The organism is Microtetraspora niveoalba (assembly GCF_001570405.1).
In the GTDB taxonomy this organism is placed as follows: Bacteria; Actinomycetota; Actinomycetes; order Streptosporangiales; family Streptosporangiaceae; genus Microtetraspora; species Microtetraspora niveoalba.
Map to the genome: position 1 here is coordinate 83,688 of NZ_BBYM01000008.1, position 16,411 is coordinate 100,098.

Genomic DNA, 16,411 nt, shown 5'->3' on the forward strand with positions numbered 1-16,411 from the left:
GGGCTCACTGCGTACGGGCTCACTGGCCGTAGGGCAGGGGCACGTCGCGCTTGGGGGCGATCCAGTCGAAGCCGGCGGTGGGCGGCGGCGTCCCCGGGGGGCCGGGCTTCTTGAAGGTCGGGGCGCGGTCCACGTCGATCGTCGCCTGCGTGAAGTCGATGGCGACGGCGCCGGTGGGCTCCACGTGCCCCATCTGGATCTCCTTGCGCCACAGGTAGCCGATGATGACCGCCGCGGCGCTGAGATAGGCGAGCAGGGCCTTGCCCCAGGCGGCGAGGATCTTGTCGGCCGCCTGCATGAGCGCGCGCAGGAAGAGCCGGGCCTGGGGGCCCGCCGGGGTGAAGGTCAGCGCCGCCGCGGAGATCGTCGTGGCGAGAAGCGTGACCGAGAACGCGAACACGGCCCAGCCGAAGTCGCGGAAGGTGGCCCCGATCTCGTCGAGCAGCCCGGCGGTGTCGGTGAGCGTGCCCCGCAGCACCTCCAGCTCCGACTGGAAGGTCACGGCGGCGTCCTCGAACACGGTGTGGTCGTCGGCGATCCAGGTCTCCCTCGACTCGGCCAGCATGAGCGCGATGAGCCGTTTGGGACCGCCGTCCAGCTCGCGGGCGAGCGCGAGCCAGTTGTTGGCCGCGTGGATGATCGCCTCGTCGTCGACCAGGAGGGTCTCCACCAACGTCAGCGCGAGCAGGCCGCCGCCCGCGAGGAGCTGCGCCCTCCTGAGGTTGGAGACCGCCTTGGGGGCCGCGTGCTTGCCCATGTTCCGCCTTCCTTGCGTCTTTTGTGTCGATATCGGGTGTTCAATCCGGTTCTGCGGGAGGGTCCTCGCCCCAGGCGCCGGGGTTCCCAGAGCGGGAACGCGTCGGCCCTGATCCGGCCGGCGGCGGAGGCGGCCCTTCGCGCCCGTCCCCGGTACGTAGGGAACGGTGCTCGGCGTGGCCCGATGGCGGGTGGCTGTCGGACACCCCGGCCCGGCCCACCGTCCCCCGCCGTATGTACGGGAGGCCGCTCGGCGGCGTGGCCCGGTGGCGGGCGGCCGTCAGACGTACTTGACGGTGCTCGCGTCCTCGGCGTCGCGCCAGTTGGCGGCGGCGATGCCGAGCTGCTCCATCCATTTCCGGGCCGTGCCGATGGCGTCGTCCAGATGGCCGCGCGCCCTGACCACGGCGGCCTCGTACGTGGGCAGGATGATCGCGCTGCCCGAGACGCCGAGGTCCCAGGGGCCGAGGGCGGTCTCGTCCACCTGGCTCCTGCGCTTTTCGAACTGGGGGATGACGTCGTCGGCGAGCCGGTTCCGGAGCTTCTTGATGCCGTCCGAGGTGACGTACCGGTCCTGGTTGGAGTTCGACCCGCTGCCGGCCCGTCGGGGCGGTGCCGGCGGCGTGGGCGCGTTGGGAGACATGTGATCTCCATATCACCGTGATCGTCACGACGGCCACGGCGGCGGAAGCGTTCGCGCAGGTGGGAGGTGTTTGTTCATGCCGGGTTGGGGGCCCGGCTACCCCGGGCTGGCGGCTGGTTCACCGTTCGGTGATCGACTCGCGGGCGACACGATCACGAGGGGGCAGGGATGTTCGACTTCGATCCCGCGGCGGTGCGTACGGAGGAGATCGACCGGATCTCCCGGGAGGCGGAACGCACCCTCCGCGATCTGACCGAGGCCCTGGGACGGCTGGGCGAGGTGACCGGGGAGGGAGAGGCCGCCGGCGGCATGATCCGCGCCATCGTGGACGGCGAGGGCCGGATCAGGGACGTCCGGTTCGATCCCCGGGTGATGCGGCAGGACAGCGAGGGCCTGGCCGAGGCGGTGGTCAGCGCCGTACGGGCGGCGCAGGAGGACGCCCGGGAAAGGACCGCCGAGGTGCTCGGCCCGGCGCTGGAGGAGCCTCTGGGTGGCGCGTTCGCGGACGCGTCCGGCGATGGGAGGGAGTCCGGCGGCCCGGGCCGCCCCGCCGACCGGGCGCTGGACATCGACCGCGCGCGGCGGAGGCTGGAGGCGATCCAGGACTCCTTCCTCGACTCGATGGAGGGCCGGACGGCCCGCCTGGAGCGGTTCCGCCACGGCTCCGGCTGATCGCGTTCCGATTCGGGCGGCTCCCGCCGACCCCGGCGCTCTCCGGTTCCGGGTTCGGCCTGGTCGCTGGTGATTTCGCGCTACTCGGGGGACGTCGTATGACCGGAAAAGTCAGTGAAATCGAGGGGCGATGAGGTACGTTGCCCTCGAAATGCGGCCATATGTGATTTCTGGCACGCAGACGGCCGCCGGTACCGGAGATGGGGCGACGGATGACGGGTTTCGGCGACTTCGCGAACATTGACATCGACCAGCTCATGCGGCGCGGCGATCAGCAGATCGAGCAGATGCGGCGGTTCGAGCAGGTCATGTCCGACCTGGTCGGCCGGGCGCAGGACGAGGACCGCCTGGTCACCGTGGAGTACGCCGGCGACGGTCTGCGCGAGCTGGAGCTGCACCCCAAGGCGATGCGGCTCAGCTCGGGCGAGCTCGCCGAGAAGATCAAGGAGACGATCAAAGCGGCGTCCGAGGACATGCAGCGGCAGGTGGAGGAGGCGTCCGAGCAGGTCTTCGGCAAGGAGGACAACCCGATGGGGCTTCTCAAGGACCCCGACGCGGTGATGGACAAGATCAAGGAAGCCGAGGGCCTCTACAACCAGACGTTCGACGATGTGATGGCCGACCTCGACCGCATCCGGCGGCGCCTCGAAGACAGCATGTGACCGAACATGTTGATCAAAGTTTACTCATCCGTAATGTACATGCATGTTATCTAGGCAGATCTTGAGGCATACGATGCGGTCTGGTGATATCCGTACGACGCGTCCTTGATGCCGGGAGCATCCAGGGCCAGTCCGGCCACATGTCACGGAGGTGACGGAATGTCGCAGTTCTTCGGTGCGAGCCCCGCCCAGATCAAGATCGCGTCCGGCCATGTCGTCGACACGGCCCAGTACATCGAGGGCCTTCGCGCGGGTGTCGAGACAACGGCGAACGGCCTGCTGGCCACGGGATGGATCGGCCCGGCGGCCGCGGTCTTCAGGCGGGCGATGACGGCCTGGGACGACAGCATGCGGGTGGTCCGGGAGGACCTCGAGTCGATCGCGCAGACGATGGGCGTCAACGCCATCGTCTACGACGCCGCCGACCAGGACGTCCAGGCCGGCGTGGGCCGTGTCGAGTCGCTGATCAACGTCGACATCAAGTGACCGAAAGCCGGTCAGGCAGGAACGGAGAGCGCTGTGTCCGCTGAACTCGACTTCACCAAGGTCAACTTCGGCCACATGGAACTGGCCCAGGGTGACATCGTCAACATCCTCAAGTCCTTCGAGCAGGCCACGGCCGACCTGCTCACCAAGCTCCAGCAGGACCTCGCCGGCCACTGGGACGGCGACGACGGCGCGGAGGCGTTCTTCCGGGAGCACCAGCGGAAGTGGGACGCCTCCGCCGTCAAGATGAGGAGCCAGCTGGACGAGATCCAGCGGGCCATCCAGATCGCGACCGAGAACTACCGGGCCGCCGAGCACAGGAACAAGAGCATGTGGGTGAACGGCTGAGCCGGCGCCCGTACGGGTCCTCCCGGGCCGTCCCCGTTCTCGACGGCCGGGACGGCCCTTCCGCGTTCGGTTCCGCGTACGGCTCGGTGACGGGCCTCGCCGGCTCGTGATGGGAGTGACATGACGCAGAAGGACGCCGTGGACGGCGACGGAGGCGGCACGCTCCCGCTCGACCCGAAATGGCCGGGCCTGGACGGTGACGTCCCTCTGCACTACAACGTCGCCACGATCAGGACGATCGCCGGAGAGTTGAAGGAGTACCTGGCCGGCGTCGAGGGTGAGGCCTTCGACGAGGGCTACACGACCGGCTCGCTGAAGAGCATCGAGCAGAGCGGCGTGGAGAAGATCGGGGCCGAACAGATCGGTGAATGGGCGGACGCGAGGGCGCTCGCCAGTACTGCGACCAGGGGCGGCAGGGCATTCCTGGACGCTTACCGGCGGTTCGCCGAGGCGTACAAGTCCGTGGTGCTCGCGATGGAAGCCCACGCCGACGAGTACGCCAAGACGAACCGCGCGAACGAGGGCGACGGGAGCGCCTGATAGGGGGCCGCCGTGGACATCGACAGACAGACTCTCAGCATCAAGACGGGAGAGGCCCCCACGGCCGCCCCGGTGACCTCTCCCACCGACACGGACCAGATCGCGGAGTGGTTGCGGAAGAGCTCGCCGGCGATGGTGAGCGACGCCGGATTCGCCTACACGCACGCCGCCTCCAACGTCGAACTGATGACGGACGCGATGCAGTCGCGCGCACAGCGGCTCGCCGAGGCGTGGAAGGGGCCGGCCGCCGCCGAGGTCCAGAAGGCGCTGCGGTTCCTCACAGCGGCGGGCGAGGAACTCGCCATGAAGATGCGGGGGATGGGCCAGGCGCTCAGGCTGTACGGCGAGGTCCATCTCCCCAAGGCGAAGACCGAGATCGAGCAGATCCACGGCAACCTGCAAAAAGAACTGCCCGGGTGCTACCCCCAGCAGGACTCACCTCTGGTCTTCTCGGGGACCGATCCGTTCCAGTCGTCCAACCAGTTCCCGTCCAACACGCGCCTGTCCTTGACGGACACCACGGGCACCCAGAGCCCGACCCTGCCGGGGCAGAACACGGACGGAGTCATCGGCGGCCGGACGGGCACTCCCCCCAGCCTCCTGCGTTCCAATTACAACGGCATCAAGACCGAGGGCACCTATCTGGTGGCCAAGACGTTCGCGGACAACAATGCCAGGAGAGTGCTCGACGAGCTGAACACGAAGATCGTCGAGGTCTACGCCGCGCACATCCCTTCTGATGTGACGTACGAGCTGCCGAAGGTGTCGCCCCCGGCCGGCGAGTCGCCCCCGCCGCGGCCGGTGGACTACGGCGACGGGTCGTCGGGCTCGGGCGGGAGCGGCACGTCGAGAGGCGGTTCCGAGGGCACCGGGGGTTCGGGCGGCACCGGTGGCTCGGGCGGTACGGGCGGCTCGTCGCGGGCGGGCTCGGGCTCGGGCGGCGGGGGGTCCCACGGAACGGACGGCTCCGGCGCGGGAGGCGGTCACACCGGCGGTTCCGACGGCTCGGGAAACCCCGGATCCCCGGAAACGGGCGGCGGTGCGACCGACCCGTCAGGCGGCGCGGGTGACCCCGGCGCCCCCGGGACCGGCTCCGACCCCGGCTCCGATCCCGGGACGGGCAGCGCTCCGGCCCCCGAGACGAGTACGGGCGACGGCACCGCCCCCTCCGTCATCGGACAGGACGACCCGGCGGGAAGCGACAGGCAGAGCACCGAGACGGCCGGTGTCCGGGACATGCCGACCACGAATCCGGTCATCGGCGACACGGCCGGTCGTCTCATCCCGGTCGATCCGCGCGTGACCGGCGGCGTGGTGACCGGACCCGGCACCGTCGCGCCGGGCGTCCCGTCGATCCTGGGCGGGCCGGGATCGGGCGTGCAGGTCTCCGGTGAGCCGGGGCTCGTGGCACCCAAGGGACCGGCGGGGTCGTCGATGCCGTTCATGCCGATGAGCGGGGCCGGCGCCGCCGGCGACCGGGAAAGTCAGGAGAGGAGCACCTGGCTGAACGAGGAACGCGACGCCTGGGACACCAGCAATCGCGTCATTCCGCCGGTGATCCGCTGACCCCTACCAGAGCAGGATGGTGCGCATGGCGCTCGAGTACGACCCGAACTGGCCTGGTCTGACCGCGGAGAACGACGCGAGCGGGTCCGGAGTCCCGGAACTCAACCGTAAGGAGATCAAACGGATCGCCGGTGACCTGCGCAAGGCCCTGGAGGCCCTGAGCACACCGACCCAGATCCAGCCGCGTCAGTCGCTGAACGCCCAGGGGGAGGCCGGGTCGTTGCCGGGGCCGCCGCCCGGCGCGGGATCGCTGCCGGACCTGCGGCGCGAGTGCGCCCTGGGCCTCACGGACACGGGCGAATGGCCGACCGCGTCCGCGTTCTTCCGGTCGACCAGCATGGCGTTCTCGATGTTGATCGGCGACGCCGGCGCCGGCGGCCTCTACCAGAACGTCATCGAGCAGAGCGACAGCGTCGCCGACACGCTGGAAGAGACGGCCAAGAGTTACGACGGCGCGGAGCAGGCCAACCAGTCCACCGCTGCCCAGCAGGCCTGACGGAGGCAACGATGAGCAAGAAGGAACCGATACCGCTGCCTCTGCGAGAGGGGCGGGCCCCGGAGACGTTCGTCCCTCTGGCCACCGGCTTCTGGCAGTCCGTGTTCCAGGGCGGCAACATGGACAAGATCCGCAAGTGGATCGACGGCGCCAATCCGGACAATGTGCGGCGGGCCGGACTCTATTACTCCGCGGCCCGCGACCTGCTGGAAAAGTACGCGGCGGACATCAAGGGGTCGGCGACCGAGCTGGACAAGCACTGCAAGGGCCCGGTGGCGGTCGAGATGCAGAAGCAGCTCCGCAGTCTGCACGCGAGCGTGCGCGAACTCGCCGGGAAGATGGGCCAGACGGGCACGGCGCTCCAGAGCTATGCCGACACCCTCGTCTACGCGCAGCGGAACGTCGTGGCCAAGCGCTTTGAGGACTCCCGCTCGGACCACGACATGGACTGGGCCGACGCCGTTCCCTTCTGGGGGATGAAGCGCGCGGACGACCGGGCGCTCAACCACCTGAAACGGGTGAACGAGCGGATCGTGCAGGACTACTACCAGCTCCCGGTCGACATCCGGCAGGACGTGCCCGATCCGAACGAAGTGCCGATGCCCGATTTCACCCCCACCAACGTGAACCCCGTCAACGTCGACCCGAAGCTGCCGGGTGGCCCCGGAGGCGACCTGCCGGGCGCGCCGCTGATGGATGTGAACGGATCGCTGCCGCGTTATGACCCCACTCTGCCGAACCTCGACGGCACGAACGGCACCGGGCTGGACCCGGGCGACCTGGGGTTCGGCGCGGACGGAAGCGGCGGCGCCGGCGGTGTCGACGGCACCGGAGGGATCTCCCCGCCCCTCGTGGGCTCCTCCGGAGGCCAGGGGAACGGCGGCTCACCGACCGGCTTCACGGGGACCGGGCCGGGGAACGCGGAACTCGCCGGGTTCGACGGCTCGGGGCTGTCCCCATCGGCCACCACGCTGACCGGCCCCGGAGGCTACGGCGTCCCCAACGTGGGAGGGACGGGACCGGGCGGCGCCGGTTCCGGATCCTCGGGGATGGTTCCGACGTACGGCATCCCGGGTGGCGGCGCCGGCGGGGGCTCGGGAGCCTCACGTATGGGAGGCCGCGGCACGGGCGCCGGGCGGATGGGCGCGAACGGCATGATGGTGCCCCCCGCGCACGCCCGCGGACAGGGACGCGAGGAGCAGGAGGAGATCGAGAACTCCACCGGCCTCCTGGAAGACGACGAGGTCTGGGGCGGCGGCGACGGCACCATCCCTCCGGTGCTCGGATAGGCGAGCGGCGGTCAGGCAAGAGGCGGGTCACACTCGGTCACCCAGGACGGAGAACGGCAGGCTATGGCGGGTTCATCCGACGGCTCGAACGCGTCGACCACGACCGGCAGGGCGACGAACATTCCTTCGGCGTCCGGCTTCGAGATGCCGGACGTCAGCAGCCCATGGGCCACCACGTTCAGCAAGGACGCGGTGAAGGCGACCGGCAAGGCAGCGGGCGATCTCCAGGGGCACATGACGGGAACGGCCACGAACACCAGCAAGATCGATGTGGCGTATCCGGGATTCGGGATCGTCGGCCTGGGACTGGACGACCTGCACCGGAACGCGCGTACCAACGTCGTGAAGTCGCTCAGGGCGGCCGCGGAGGTGCTCGTTTCCTGGCAGGACGCTCTCACCAAGGCGTCCGACAACTATCACCAGGCGGACGAGGCCGCCAAAGCCAAGATCGAAAAGACCGAGACTCAGTTCGACCCCAAGAACATCGGCCCGGGTGGCGGCCCCGACCTGGGCAAGTTGGGCGAGGACGGCCCCGGCGACTTGGGACTGAACGGGCCCGGAGACAGGCTCGACGACGGCCCGAAGCTGCCCGACTCGAACCTTCCGGATCCGAACCTCGACGGCACGGACCCCTCGGGCTCGGGCCTGCCCGATTCCGGCACGCCGAACACCGACCTGCCCACGACGAACATCCCGGACCCGAACCTTTCCAGCTCGGGGCAGTCCGGTCTCGATCGCGACGGCAGCGGCCTGACCCCGAACACGCCGGATCTGAGCGGGCTCGGCGCCAACCCGACGTCGCCGTTGAACGACGCGACGAAACTCGCGAGCTACACGCCGGGGAACGTCCAGATCCCCGGCGGCGCCAATTCGTGGACCGGAGAGGGCCCGGGAGCGGGCCCCTACGGCGGAGGGACGTCCGGTGGTTACGGCACCTCCGGCGGCGCGGCCGGGACACGCTCGCCGGGGGGCGGCGGCGCGAGTGGCATGGGCGGCATGCCGTACATGCCCCCGATGGGCGGTGCCGCGGGCGGCGCTGGCCAGGACCGCGACCGGGAGAAGTCGAACCTGCTGAGCGGTGACGAGAGCGACTGGGATGACGGCGGCGACGTCGCGCCCGCGGTCATCACCCACACCGACTGACCCCTGAACCCGAGATCATTCCGGCGATCGGACACTCATGACACTGCAACACGACGGGCCTGTGCCGCTGCCCGGGGACCTGGCGCAGGAAGGCATCAAGAACGCGGGGACGAGCGTGGTCGGCTTCGAAGCCGGCCGGTGGCTGTTCCATGAGGCGTTCATCACCGCCTCCGCGGCGGCCGTGCTCCTGTACGGAATGCCCGCCGCCAAGACGATCGCCATCGCCATCGGGACGATGGTGTCGAACCCCGGCGACATGTCGAAAGCGGCCTCTGAGTGGCGAGCCGATCAAGGCGCGATCGATGATGTGATCAACAAGCTGAAGCAGGCGCGGGACGCCATCGGGGCCCCGGCGCCGAATGCCGGGGGGAAGGACCCGCAGTGGTCGGGGTCGGCCTTCGACGCGTACAGCAGCGCGGTGGACGAGTTCATCACGCAGTTGAAGAAGATGAAGGAGTGCCGCAACAGTACGGCCGACTCGCTGCACTGCAGCGCCCAGATCTACTACGCGCTCGCCGTGCTCGCGTCCTCCGTCGCGACCGCTCTGATGCTCTACGGCATGTGGAGCGTATACACAGCGTGGAACGCGGCGTCGGCGGTCACTGTCAGATTGGTCATCCGAAAGGGGCTCAGCGCGCTCCTGGAAGTGGTGAAGGCCGCCTTCGGGAGCCAGCGCAAGGTCCTCCTGATGTTGTCGGCGGCTCTTGTCGCGGTCAACATGTTCAGCAACGGCATCGCCACCATGCTCCCGCTCATGAAGGCGGTGCCCGAGAACATCCCCGACCTGTCGCAGCAGAAACTGCAGTACGACTCCCAGGCGGGCGTCAAGAGCCAGCAGATGTCGCTCCCCGGCCAGCTCACGTTGTGAACGCGGCCCGGCTCTCGAAGTGAGCCGCTCCCGCACGCTCGCGCTTCGGGCACGTCGCGCGTGGCCCGGCTGTCGCCGGGGGCCCGAGGCGTGATCGTGGGGCGGAGGGGCCGGCCGCGCCCAGCCGGCCCGGCGCCTGTCACTCCGCGTGGACCCAGCCGACGGTCGCCTGATGCGAACCGGGGTGGGACGCACGGCCGGGCCCGGAGGCGCCGTCGGCGGCCGGCCGGTCACTGACCGTACTGCAGGGGCTTCCTGGCGGCGGCGGGGTCGAGCGCGGGACCTTCGGGGATCAGGTGGAGGATCTGCGTCGGCACCGGTGCGGCGTCCGAGACCTGGTAGCCCAGGTTGGCGAGCAGGTCGGCGGACGCGACCGCGAACCGGCGCCCCTGGTCGGTGACCAGGAAGTACGTGTGGACCGCCGCGAGCTGGCCGTCGCCGGGCAGCACCCCGGCCACCGCCGCCGACCCCGGCGGGAGCAGCACCTGGTCGAAGTGCTCCTGGTCGCCGCTCGCCGGAGGCACCGGGATCTCGATCCGGCTGCCGATCGTGAGCTGCGCACGGGCCGAGCCGGACTCGCTGTCGGCGTAGACCGCGCACAACGGCGCGGACGGGTCCGGCGTGATGATCTTCGGCATCTCGGTGGGCATCCCGGGGACCGCCATGTCGGTCTTCGACACGGGCGCGCCGTTCGCGGTGGCCGCGTCGATCGGGATGGGCGTGACCGGCCGCTTGGGGTACGCCTTCTTCTTGCTCTCGGGGTCCTGGAGCAGCAGGCTCGCCTGGGTGATGGAGATCGGGGCGAGCCCGTCTCTCATCAGGACGTACCAGCGGGCCGGGGTCCCAGCCATCGCCGGGACGGTGAACACCTGGCCCACGACGGCGCTCGTGCCCTCCGGGCCGCGCAGCCTGCGGCCGCGGTCGGGGACGTCCGGGCTGCGGAAGCCGGGCCCCTCCGGGATGGAGTTCAGCCAGGCGGCCGGCACCTTCCTGGGGTTCGCCCCGACCAGCGAGCGGGCGGCGTCGCCGACGACGCGCATCCGCTGGTCGCCCCAGATCAGCCACTCCTGCCGCCCGTCCTCGACCACCATGGCGTCGTCGCCGATCCGGCGGCCGCCGACGTCCCTGCCGCCCACCAGGGTCACGTACGACGTGCGCGACCCGGCGGCGTCGGTCACCTCCGTCACGCAGGCGGACCAGGGGCCGCGGATGAGCTTCTCCGGCGCGGGGAGCGAGGCCGGCGCGCCGGGGATGCCCACGAGCGGGCCGCGGTCGAACTCCGCGAGCGACTTGGCCGACACGTTGCGCACGGTCACGTCGGCGGTTTCGAGCAGCAGGCGCGCCGACGCGTAGTTGGCGACGGGGAGCAGCGTCTTGCCGGCCTCGCTGTACACGTAGACGGCGCCGCTCTCCTCCTCGACGAGCAACTGGCCGGGCTCGGTCAGGCTCGTCGCGCCGCCCGGTTTGAGCAACCCCCAGATCCCGAAGACCGCCATGACGAGGACCGCGACCATGACGCCGGAGAACGACGCCACGGTGTGCCGGCGCATCGGCGCCTCCGGCAGGTCCGGCTCCGCCTGCAGCAGGGCCGTGCCCAGGCGCTGCGTCATCAGCCGATGCGCCTGGTAGAGATCCTTTCGGGTCTGCATTCCAGTCCGTTCTCCCGGTACGGGGTGATCAGGGGGTGGAGCGTGGGCGTAGGGCGGGACACGATCCCCCGGGGAACGCGGGCGGGCCGCCGGCGCGCGAGTGGAACCCGGTCAGGACGGCCGAAGGCGCGGCGGCCACGATCGTCGTGGCCGCCGCGCCTCTGACGGCATCCGCCGGACGGGCTCCGAGGGACGTCACCGGCGGCGGTTCACCGTGAGGGGTCCGCCGCCGGGAACCCCGGGTTCGTTCCCGGCCGGGTCACCCGCAGTTCGCCCAGTCACCTCCGCCGCTGCTGGAGCCGCTGCCGCCGGAGTAGCGCACGCACTTGCCCTTCCCGGCCAACATCACCGGACCGGCGTAGTACTCGAACGACCCGCTGTCACCCGAGCTGCCGCCGCCCTGCACTTCGAGCTTGGCCCAGATCGAGCTGGCCTTGCCGACGTTCGCCGTCTTCATGGCGACCACGCAGTTGTATCCGGAGGCGTTGCTGTAGAGCTGGTACACCGTCCCCCCGTCGAAGCTCGCCGACCGCTGGACGTAGAAGCCGGACCCGTGACCGCCGGTGTTGCAGACCTGCTGCGGCGTGTACGGGTTGCGGGCCTCCGGCTGCTTCTCCGGAGGCGGCGCCACGGTCTTCGGCTCAGGGGCCTGCGTCTTCGTCGGCTCGGGCTCGACCTTCTTGGTGGGAGTCGGGGCGACCGTCTTCGTCGGCTCCGGGTCCGGCCGCTTCGTCGGTGTCGGGTCCGGCCGCCTGGTGGGAGTCGGGTCCGGCTCGACCCGCCTGGTCGGGCTCGGCGACGGCTCGGGAGCCCGCGTGGTGGGATCCGGAGCCGGTTCCCGCGTCTCGGTGGGCTTCTCCGTGGGCGACGGCGGCTCCGTGGTGGGAGACGGGCTCGGCCTCGGCCGGCGGGTGCGCGACGGCCGCGACGTCGGCGTCTCGTCCGCTGTCGGCGCCGAGGTCGCCGTCGGCTGCCAGGTCGGCACGGCCGGCGGCGAGATCGGGATGTCGGGCACCCTCGAATCCACGCTGACGGCGGGTGTGGGGCTCTCGTCCACCCAGTCGGTCGGCAGCGTCAGCGGGAACACGCCCGTGGCCCCCGGATCCGGGGTGCTCGCCCACGGGACGGTCACCTGGGTCTGGGGCTGCTGCTTCTTGGCGGTGGTTCCGGAGGAGGGGATGGCCTCTCCCGGAGCCCCTGCCGCGTGCCCGCCCTCCGCCGTGCCCTCGGCCGCCGTACGGTCGAACGACTTCGAGTCGGCGTAGTGACCGGCCGCCCACACCCCGCCGACGGACAGCGCGAGGACGGCGGCAAGCGACGCGGCCAGCCCGACGGAGGGCCCCTTGCGCCGTGGAGCGCCCTGGTCCTGCAGCGTCGGCCCACCGGCCTGCGAGTGGGGCGGCGCCTGGTTGGGCATCGGGGGCGCTCCCCACACCGGCGCGGCGGGGCGCTGCGCGGGCGGGCCCTGCCAGACCTGGCCGGGACCGGCCATCGGGTTCCCGTGCGGGCCGTTCTGGTGCGGGCCGCCCGGGAGGGGACCGTTCTGGTGCGGGCCGTGCGCGGACGGCACGCCGCCGGGCATCGGAGGCGCCCCCCAGAGCCGTCCGCCGTCCGGTCCGGGGAACGGCTGCTGGGCGGGCAGGACGACGCCGGCCACGGGGGCCCCGGGCATCGGACCGCCCACCACCGCGACGTCCGTGGACGGGGTGGCGGCCGCGTCGTCCTCGCCGAGCAGCCGCAACATCGCGTTCCTGGCGGTGGGACGCGCGGCCGGGTCGGGCGACAGGCAGGAGAGGAGGATCCGCCGCAGCGGCTGCGGAACGCCGTCGAGAGCGGGCGTGCCGCTTCCACCGGCGGCCAGGGCGGCGGTGACCTCCCTGATGTTCACGGTCGTCTCGGGCGACGGTCCGTCCTGCGCCGTGGGCTTCTGAGCGTCGGTTTCCGAGGCGCGGGTCTCCGCCATGGCGGCGGCGACCTCGCGGAGGTTGACCGTGCTCTCGGGCGAGGGCCCGTCCGAGGCAGCGGCGTCGGGAGCGGCGGAGGCGGCCTCGGCGTCGGACTTGTCCGAACCGGTGACGGCGCCCGAGGTGCCGGAGGCGGCCTCGGCCTCCGGGGCGTCGGGAGCGCCGGGGGTCTTCCCCGTCGCCGCGTACGCGATGGACGCCGCCCAGGAGAAGAGGTCCGAGCGGGCGTCGCCGGGCTCTCCGCGCACCTGCTCGGGGGCGCGGTAGGCGCCGCCCGACCCGCCCATGCCGATGTCGGACACCCGGGGGCCGTCCGTGCCGATCAGGATGTTGTCGGGGGTGATCCCGCGGTGGGCCAGGCCGGCCGCGTGGATCGCGGTGAGAGCGGTGAGGGTGCCGAGGGCGAGGCGCTCCAGGGCCTCGGCCTCCAGCGTCCCGTCCGTGCGTACGGTCTCCTGGAGGGAGGCGCCCTTGACGTATCCGCGCACCACGTACGGCCGGTCGCCCAGCCAGCCCGCCTCGACGGGCGGCACGGCGTGCGATCCGGAGAGGCCCTTGGCCTCGGTCAGCTCCTGGACGAGCCGGTCCCGCGCCTCCGCGTCGGCGGACGGCCGAGGGTGCATCAGCTTGACGACGGACGCGACCGCCTCCGGAGAGGGGCGTCCCAGGTAGGCGACCCCTCGGGGCCCTTCGCCGAGTCGCCCGAAGAGGGCGTATCCGCCTACCTGCTCTGGATCGTCAGGAAGCAAGGGGTGTATCTCGCCCATCGAACTTCCTTCCGGGCTGTATCAGTTCAATAAGGGCAATCATGATCAAGTCACATTCAACCAAAGACGGCCCTCCGATATCAGTGGTTTTAGGTGACTATTTGACAAACGCTCGCAGGGAAGGCGCCGCCGCCCATGTCAGCAGGGTGACGCCGGCGCGGGATATGTCTTCCGGCCCGGCCGATCAGCTCCGGCCGGGCTGCCATCTCCTGCTGCGGCCCAGCGGGGTGAGGACGGCGGCCGCGACGACGAGCGCCGCCGCGCCGAGCGCCCCGCCCGCCACGGCCGCGGCCACGCCGATGGTGCGCTCGTCCGGCGGAGGGGCCTTCGCGATCGCCGAGTCCGCGAGCGTCGGAGGCTGCTGGGGCGCGACCGCGACGACCTCCGAGGGCAGGATCATCGTCACGGCAAGCCGGGGGTTGACGACGCCCGCGCCGGTCCCCGTGCCCTTCGTGCCGTCGGAGGTGAGCACCAGCCGCCGCCGCACCCGTACGTTGTCCAGCTCGGGATAGCGGGCGCGGACCAGGGCGACCACCCCCGAGACGTACGCGGTCGCGTGGCTCGTCCCCTTCAGGTCGTTCTGGTATGTGCCTCCGGGCCAGGTGCTGGTCAGGTCCTGGCCGGGGGCGAGGACCGCGACCGGCGTGCTCGCGTTGGAGAACTCGGCCAGCTCGTCGTCCTGCGTCGAGGCCCCCACGGCGAGTACGCCCGGATAGGCGGCCGGGTACGCGGGCGAGGGGGTGCCGTCCTCCTTGGTGACGTTCCCGGCGGCGGCCACGATCACGGCGTCCTTCGACAGCGCGTATCCAACCGCCTTCCTCAGGTCCATCCGGTCGGCGGCCTTGACCGAGACGTTGATCACCTGGGCGCCGAGGTCCGCCGCCTTCGCGATCGCCTTGGCGAGCAGCGCCGGGTCCCCCCGCTCCGCGTTGGTCTGCTTGACCGAGATCAGCCGGGCGTCCGGGGCGACGCCGAAGAAGGGGCTTCCCTTGCGCTCCCTTCCGGCGATGATCCCGGCCACGCTCGTGCCGTGGCCCATGCAGTCCTGGGCGCCCGTGCCGGTCACGTCGACCGCGCGGGCCACCTTGAGCTGCGGGTGCCGGATGTCCACGCCGCTGTCCACGATCGCGACCGTCACGCCGCGCCCCCGGGTGAGGGGCCACACGGAGGTGAAGTCGAGCCGCCGCTGCGCCCACGGCTCGCTCAGCGTGACCGTGCCCTGCCTGGACGGCGCGCAGGTGTCCCGCCTCGCGGCGTCGGCGTACGCGGACGGCGTCGCGAACACGACCGGCAGCACGACGGGCGCCGCCGCCGTCGTCAGCGCCAGGGTGACCACACCTAGACCTCGCATGACCGACCCCCACGGCAGTTTGATCCGGCGGGCCACACTATTGGCGTCCACCCGTGGCCTCAAGACCGACATGTCCGGCGGCCCCTCGTACCCATGGTTCAGCGGCCGAGGTACGCGCCGCCGTTGACGTGGACCACCTGGCCGGTGACGTGCCCGGCCTCGGGCGAGGCGAGGAAGCCCACCGCCGCGGCGACGTCGCGGGGCGTGCCCGCCCGGCCGTTGCGCGTGTTCGCCACCCGCCTGCGGATGCCCTCCTCGTCCAGGCCGTCCCCGAAGAACTCGGTGTCCAGGACCAGGCCGGGCGCGACGAGGTTGGCCGTCCCGCCGGAGCCGCCCAGCTCCGCGGCCAGGTCGGCGGTCCAGGATTCGAGCGCCGCCTTGGCCGCGCCGTACGAGCCGGAACCGGTGCCGCGCGCGGCGATCGACCCGATGTTCACCACCCGCGCCCCCGCGGGGAGCCGGGGGATCAGCGCGCTGGTCACGAGTACGGCGGACATGAGGTTGGCGTCGAGGTTGGCCCGCCACGCCTCGGCCACCGCACGCAGGCCCCGCGCGGCCGGACGGGCCCGGTCCGTGTTGCCGCCCGCGTTGTTCACCAGGACGTGGACGGTCGCGGGAAGCCGCCCGAGTGCCTCGGTCACCGCGTCCGGGTCCGCGGCGTCGAAGGCGGCGTACGCGACGCCGAGCCGCCCGGCGGCCTCCTTCAGCACATGCTCACGCCTTCCGGTTATGGTCACCCGGTCGCCGGCATTCATGAAATGGCGGGCGAGGGCATATCCGATTCCGGTTGCTCCGCCGGTGATCACCACATTTCGCATGATCCACATCCTTTCATAATCATCCTGACCGTCTTCATAACCAGTCGGCATAACACCTTTACAAGCCCGATAAGTGATCTACGGTGAGGGCGCCCGAACTGTCGACGAAGGAGCCACTGAATGAGTAACAGCCTGCTCGGCGGCGACCCCGCGGAGATGCAGAGCATGGCCGCCCAGTTCACTCAGCAGGCCGACCAGGTTCGCGCCACGATGGCGAGTCTGGACCGTGAGGCGGCCAAGGTCGGCACCGCCTGGACGGGGCCCGGCGCGCAGCGTTTCAACGAGGCGTGGCAGAGCTACCGTTCGGCGTTCCAGCGCATGTCCGAAGAGCTGAACGAGGCGTCCCGGGTGATCAACACCTATCGCGGCAACATCGAGTCCGCCACCAGATAA

The 16,411-nt window shown here is 71.1% G+C and carries 17 protein-coding genes; 11 read left to right on the forward strand and 6 right to left on the reverse strand.

Annotated elements, in window-relative coordinates; genetic code table 11:
- Window positions 1-19 precede the first annotated feature (19 nt).
- Together AWQ70_RS08300 and AWQ70_RS08305 are read right to left on the reverse strand one after the other, a co-directional pair.
- Window positions 20-757, reverse strand: coding sequence for a hypothetical protein (locus AWQ70_RS08300; RefSeq protein WP_067172430.1), 738 nt, complete (start codon window positions 755-757; stop codon window positions 20-22).
- A gap of 279 nt (window positions 758-1,036) precedes the next feature.
- Window positions 1,037-1,399: a hypothetical protein gene (locus AWQ70_RS08305; protein ID WP_067172431.1), complete on the reverse strand. Its 363-nt coding sequence runs from the start codon at window positions 1,397-1,399 to the stop codon at window positions 1,037-1,039.
- Window positions 1,400-1,567: 168 nt separating this feature from the next.
- Between AWQ70_RS08305 and AWQ70_RS08310 the strand changes: the two genes are divergently transcribed.
- The 10 genes from AWQ70_RS08310 (at window position 1,568) to AWQ70_RS08355 (ending at window position 9,469) form a co-directional block, all read left to right on the forward strand.
- On the forward strand, window positions 1,568-2,071 hold the full coding sequence (locus AWQ70_RS08310) for a YbaB/EbfC family nucleoid-associated protein (protein WP_067172433.1): 504 nt from the start codon (window positions 1,568-1,570) through the stop codon (window positions 2,069-2,071).
- A 212-nt stretch (window positions 2,072-2,283) separates the two neighbouring features.
- The gene (locus AWQ70_RS08315) at window positions 2,284-2,733 is read left to right on the forward strand and encodes a YbaB/EbfC family nucleoid-associated protein (protein ID WP_067172435.1); all 450 of its coding nucleotides are present in this window, start codon (window positions 2,284-2,286) and stop codon (window positions 2,731-2,733) included.
- A 159-nt stretch (window positions 2,734-2,892) separates the two neighbouring features.
- The gene (locus AWQ70_RS08320) at window positions 2,893-3,219 is read left to right on the forward strand and encodes a WXG100 family type VII secretion target (protein WP_067172437.1); all 327 of its coding nucleotides are present in this window, start codon (window positions 2,893-2,895) and stop codon (window positions 3,217-3,219) included.
- A gap of 33 nt (window positions 3,220-3,252) precedes the next feature.
- On the forward strand, window positions 3,253-3,567 hold the full coding sequence (locus tag AWQ70_RS08325; RefSeq protein WP_067172439.1) for a WXG100 family type VII secretion target: 315 nt from the start codon (window positions 3,253-3,255) through the stop codon (window positions 3,565-3,567).
- A 120-nt stretch (window positions 3,568-3,687) separates the two neighbouring features.
- Window positions 3,688-4,107 (forward strand): hypothetical protein, encoded by a 420-nt coding sequence (locus AWQ70_RS08330; RefSeq protein WP_067172441.1) that lies wholly within the window; start codon window positions 3,688-3,690, stop codon window positions 4,105-4,107.
- A gap of 12 nt (window positions 4,108-4,119) precedes the next feature.
- Window positions 4,120-5,673 (forward strand): WXG100 family type VII secretion target, encoded by a 1,554-nt coding sequence (locus AWQ70_RS08335; protein WP_067172443.1) that lies wholly within the window; start codon window positions 4,120-4,122, stop codon window positions 5,671-5,673.
- Window positions 5,674-5,698: 25 nt separating this feature from the next.
- Complete coding sequence (locus AWQ70_RS08340; RefSeq protein ID WP_067172445.1) at window positions 5,699-6,169, forward strand: hypothetical protein; 471 nt, start codon at window positions 5,699-5,701, stop codon at window positions 6,167-6,169.
- Window positions 6,170-6,180: 11 nt separating this feature from the next.
- A complete protein-coding gene (locus AWQ70_RS08345) occupies window positions 6,181-7,458 on the forward strand; it encodes a hypothetical protein (RefSeq protein ID WP_067172447.1) in 1,278 nt (425 codons plus the stop codon).
- A gap of 63 nt (window positions 7,459-7,521) precedes the next feature.
- The gene (locus AWQ70_RS08350; RefSeq protein WP_067172449.1) at window positions 7,522-8,601 is read left to right on the forward strand and encodes a hypothetical protein; all 1,080 of its coding nucleotides are present in this window, start codon (window positions 7,522-7,524) and stop codon (window positions 8,599-8,601) included.
- 37 nt (window positions 8,602-8,638) lie between these two features.
- On the forward strand, window positions 8,639-9,469 hold the full coding sequence (locus AWQ70_RS08355; RefSeq protein WP_157529947.1) for a WXG100 family type VII secretion target: 831 nt from the start codon (window positions 8,639-8,641) through the stop codon (window positions 9,467-9,469).
- A gap of 230 nt (window positions 9,470-9,699) precedes the next feature.
- Here the strand turns inward: AWQ70_RS08355 and eccB are convergent, their stop codons facing one another.
- From eccB to AWQ70_RS08375, 4 genes are all read right to left on the reverse strand, one after another.
- On the reverse strand, window positions 9,700-11,118 hold the full coding sequence (gene eccB, locus AWQ70_RS08360) for a type VII secretion protein EccB (RefSeq protein ID WP_067172453.1): 1,419 nt from the start codon (window positions 11,116-11,118) through the stop codon (window positions 9,700-9,702).
- A gap of 259 nt (window positions 11,119-11,377) precedes the next feature.
- Complete coding sequence (locus tag AWQ70_RS08365) at window positions 11,378-13,849, reverse strand: serine/threonine-protein kinase (protein WP_067172455.1); 2,472 nt, start codon at window positions 13,847-13,849, stop codon at window positions 11,378-11,380.
- Between the two features lie 184 nt (window positions 13,850-14,033).
- A complete protein-coding gene (gene mycP, locus AWQ70_RS08370) occupies window positions 14,034-15,200 on the reverse strand; it encodes a type VII secretion-associated serine protease mycosin (protein ID WP_067172719.1) in 1,167 nt (388 codons plus the stop codon).
- Window positions 15,201-15,298: 98 nt separating this feature from the next.
- Window positions 15,299-16,018: an SDR family NAD(P)-dependent oxidoreductase gene (locus tag AWQ70_RS08375; RefSeq protein ID WP_067172722.1), complete on the reverse strand. Its 720-nt coding sequence runs from the start codon at window positions 16,016-16,018 to the stop codon at window positions 15,299-15,301.
- Between the two features lie 120 nt (window positions 16,019-16,138).
- Between AWQ70_RS08375 and AWQ70_RS08380 the strand changes: the two genes are divergently transcribed.
- Complete coding sequence (locus AWQ70_RS08380; RefSeq protein WP_067172457.1) at window positions 16,139-16,411, forward strand: WXG100 family type VII secretion target; 273 nt, start codon at window positions 16,139-16,141, stop codon at window positions 16,409-16,411.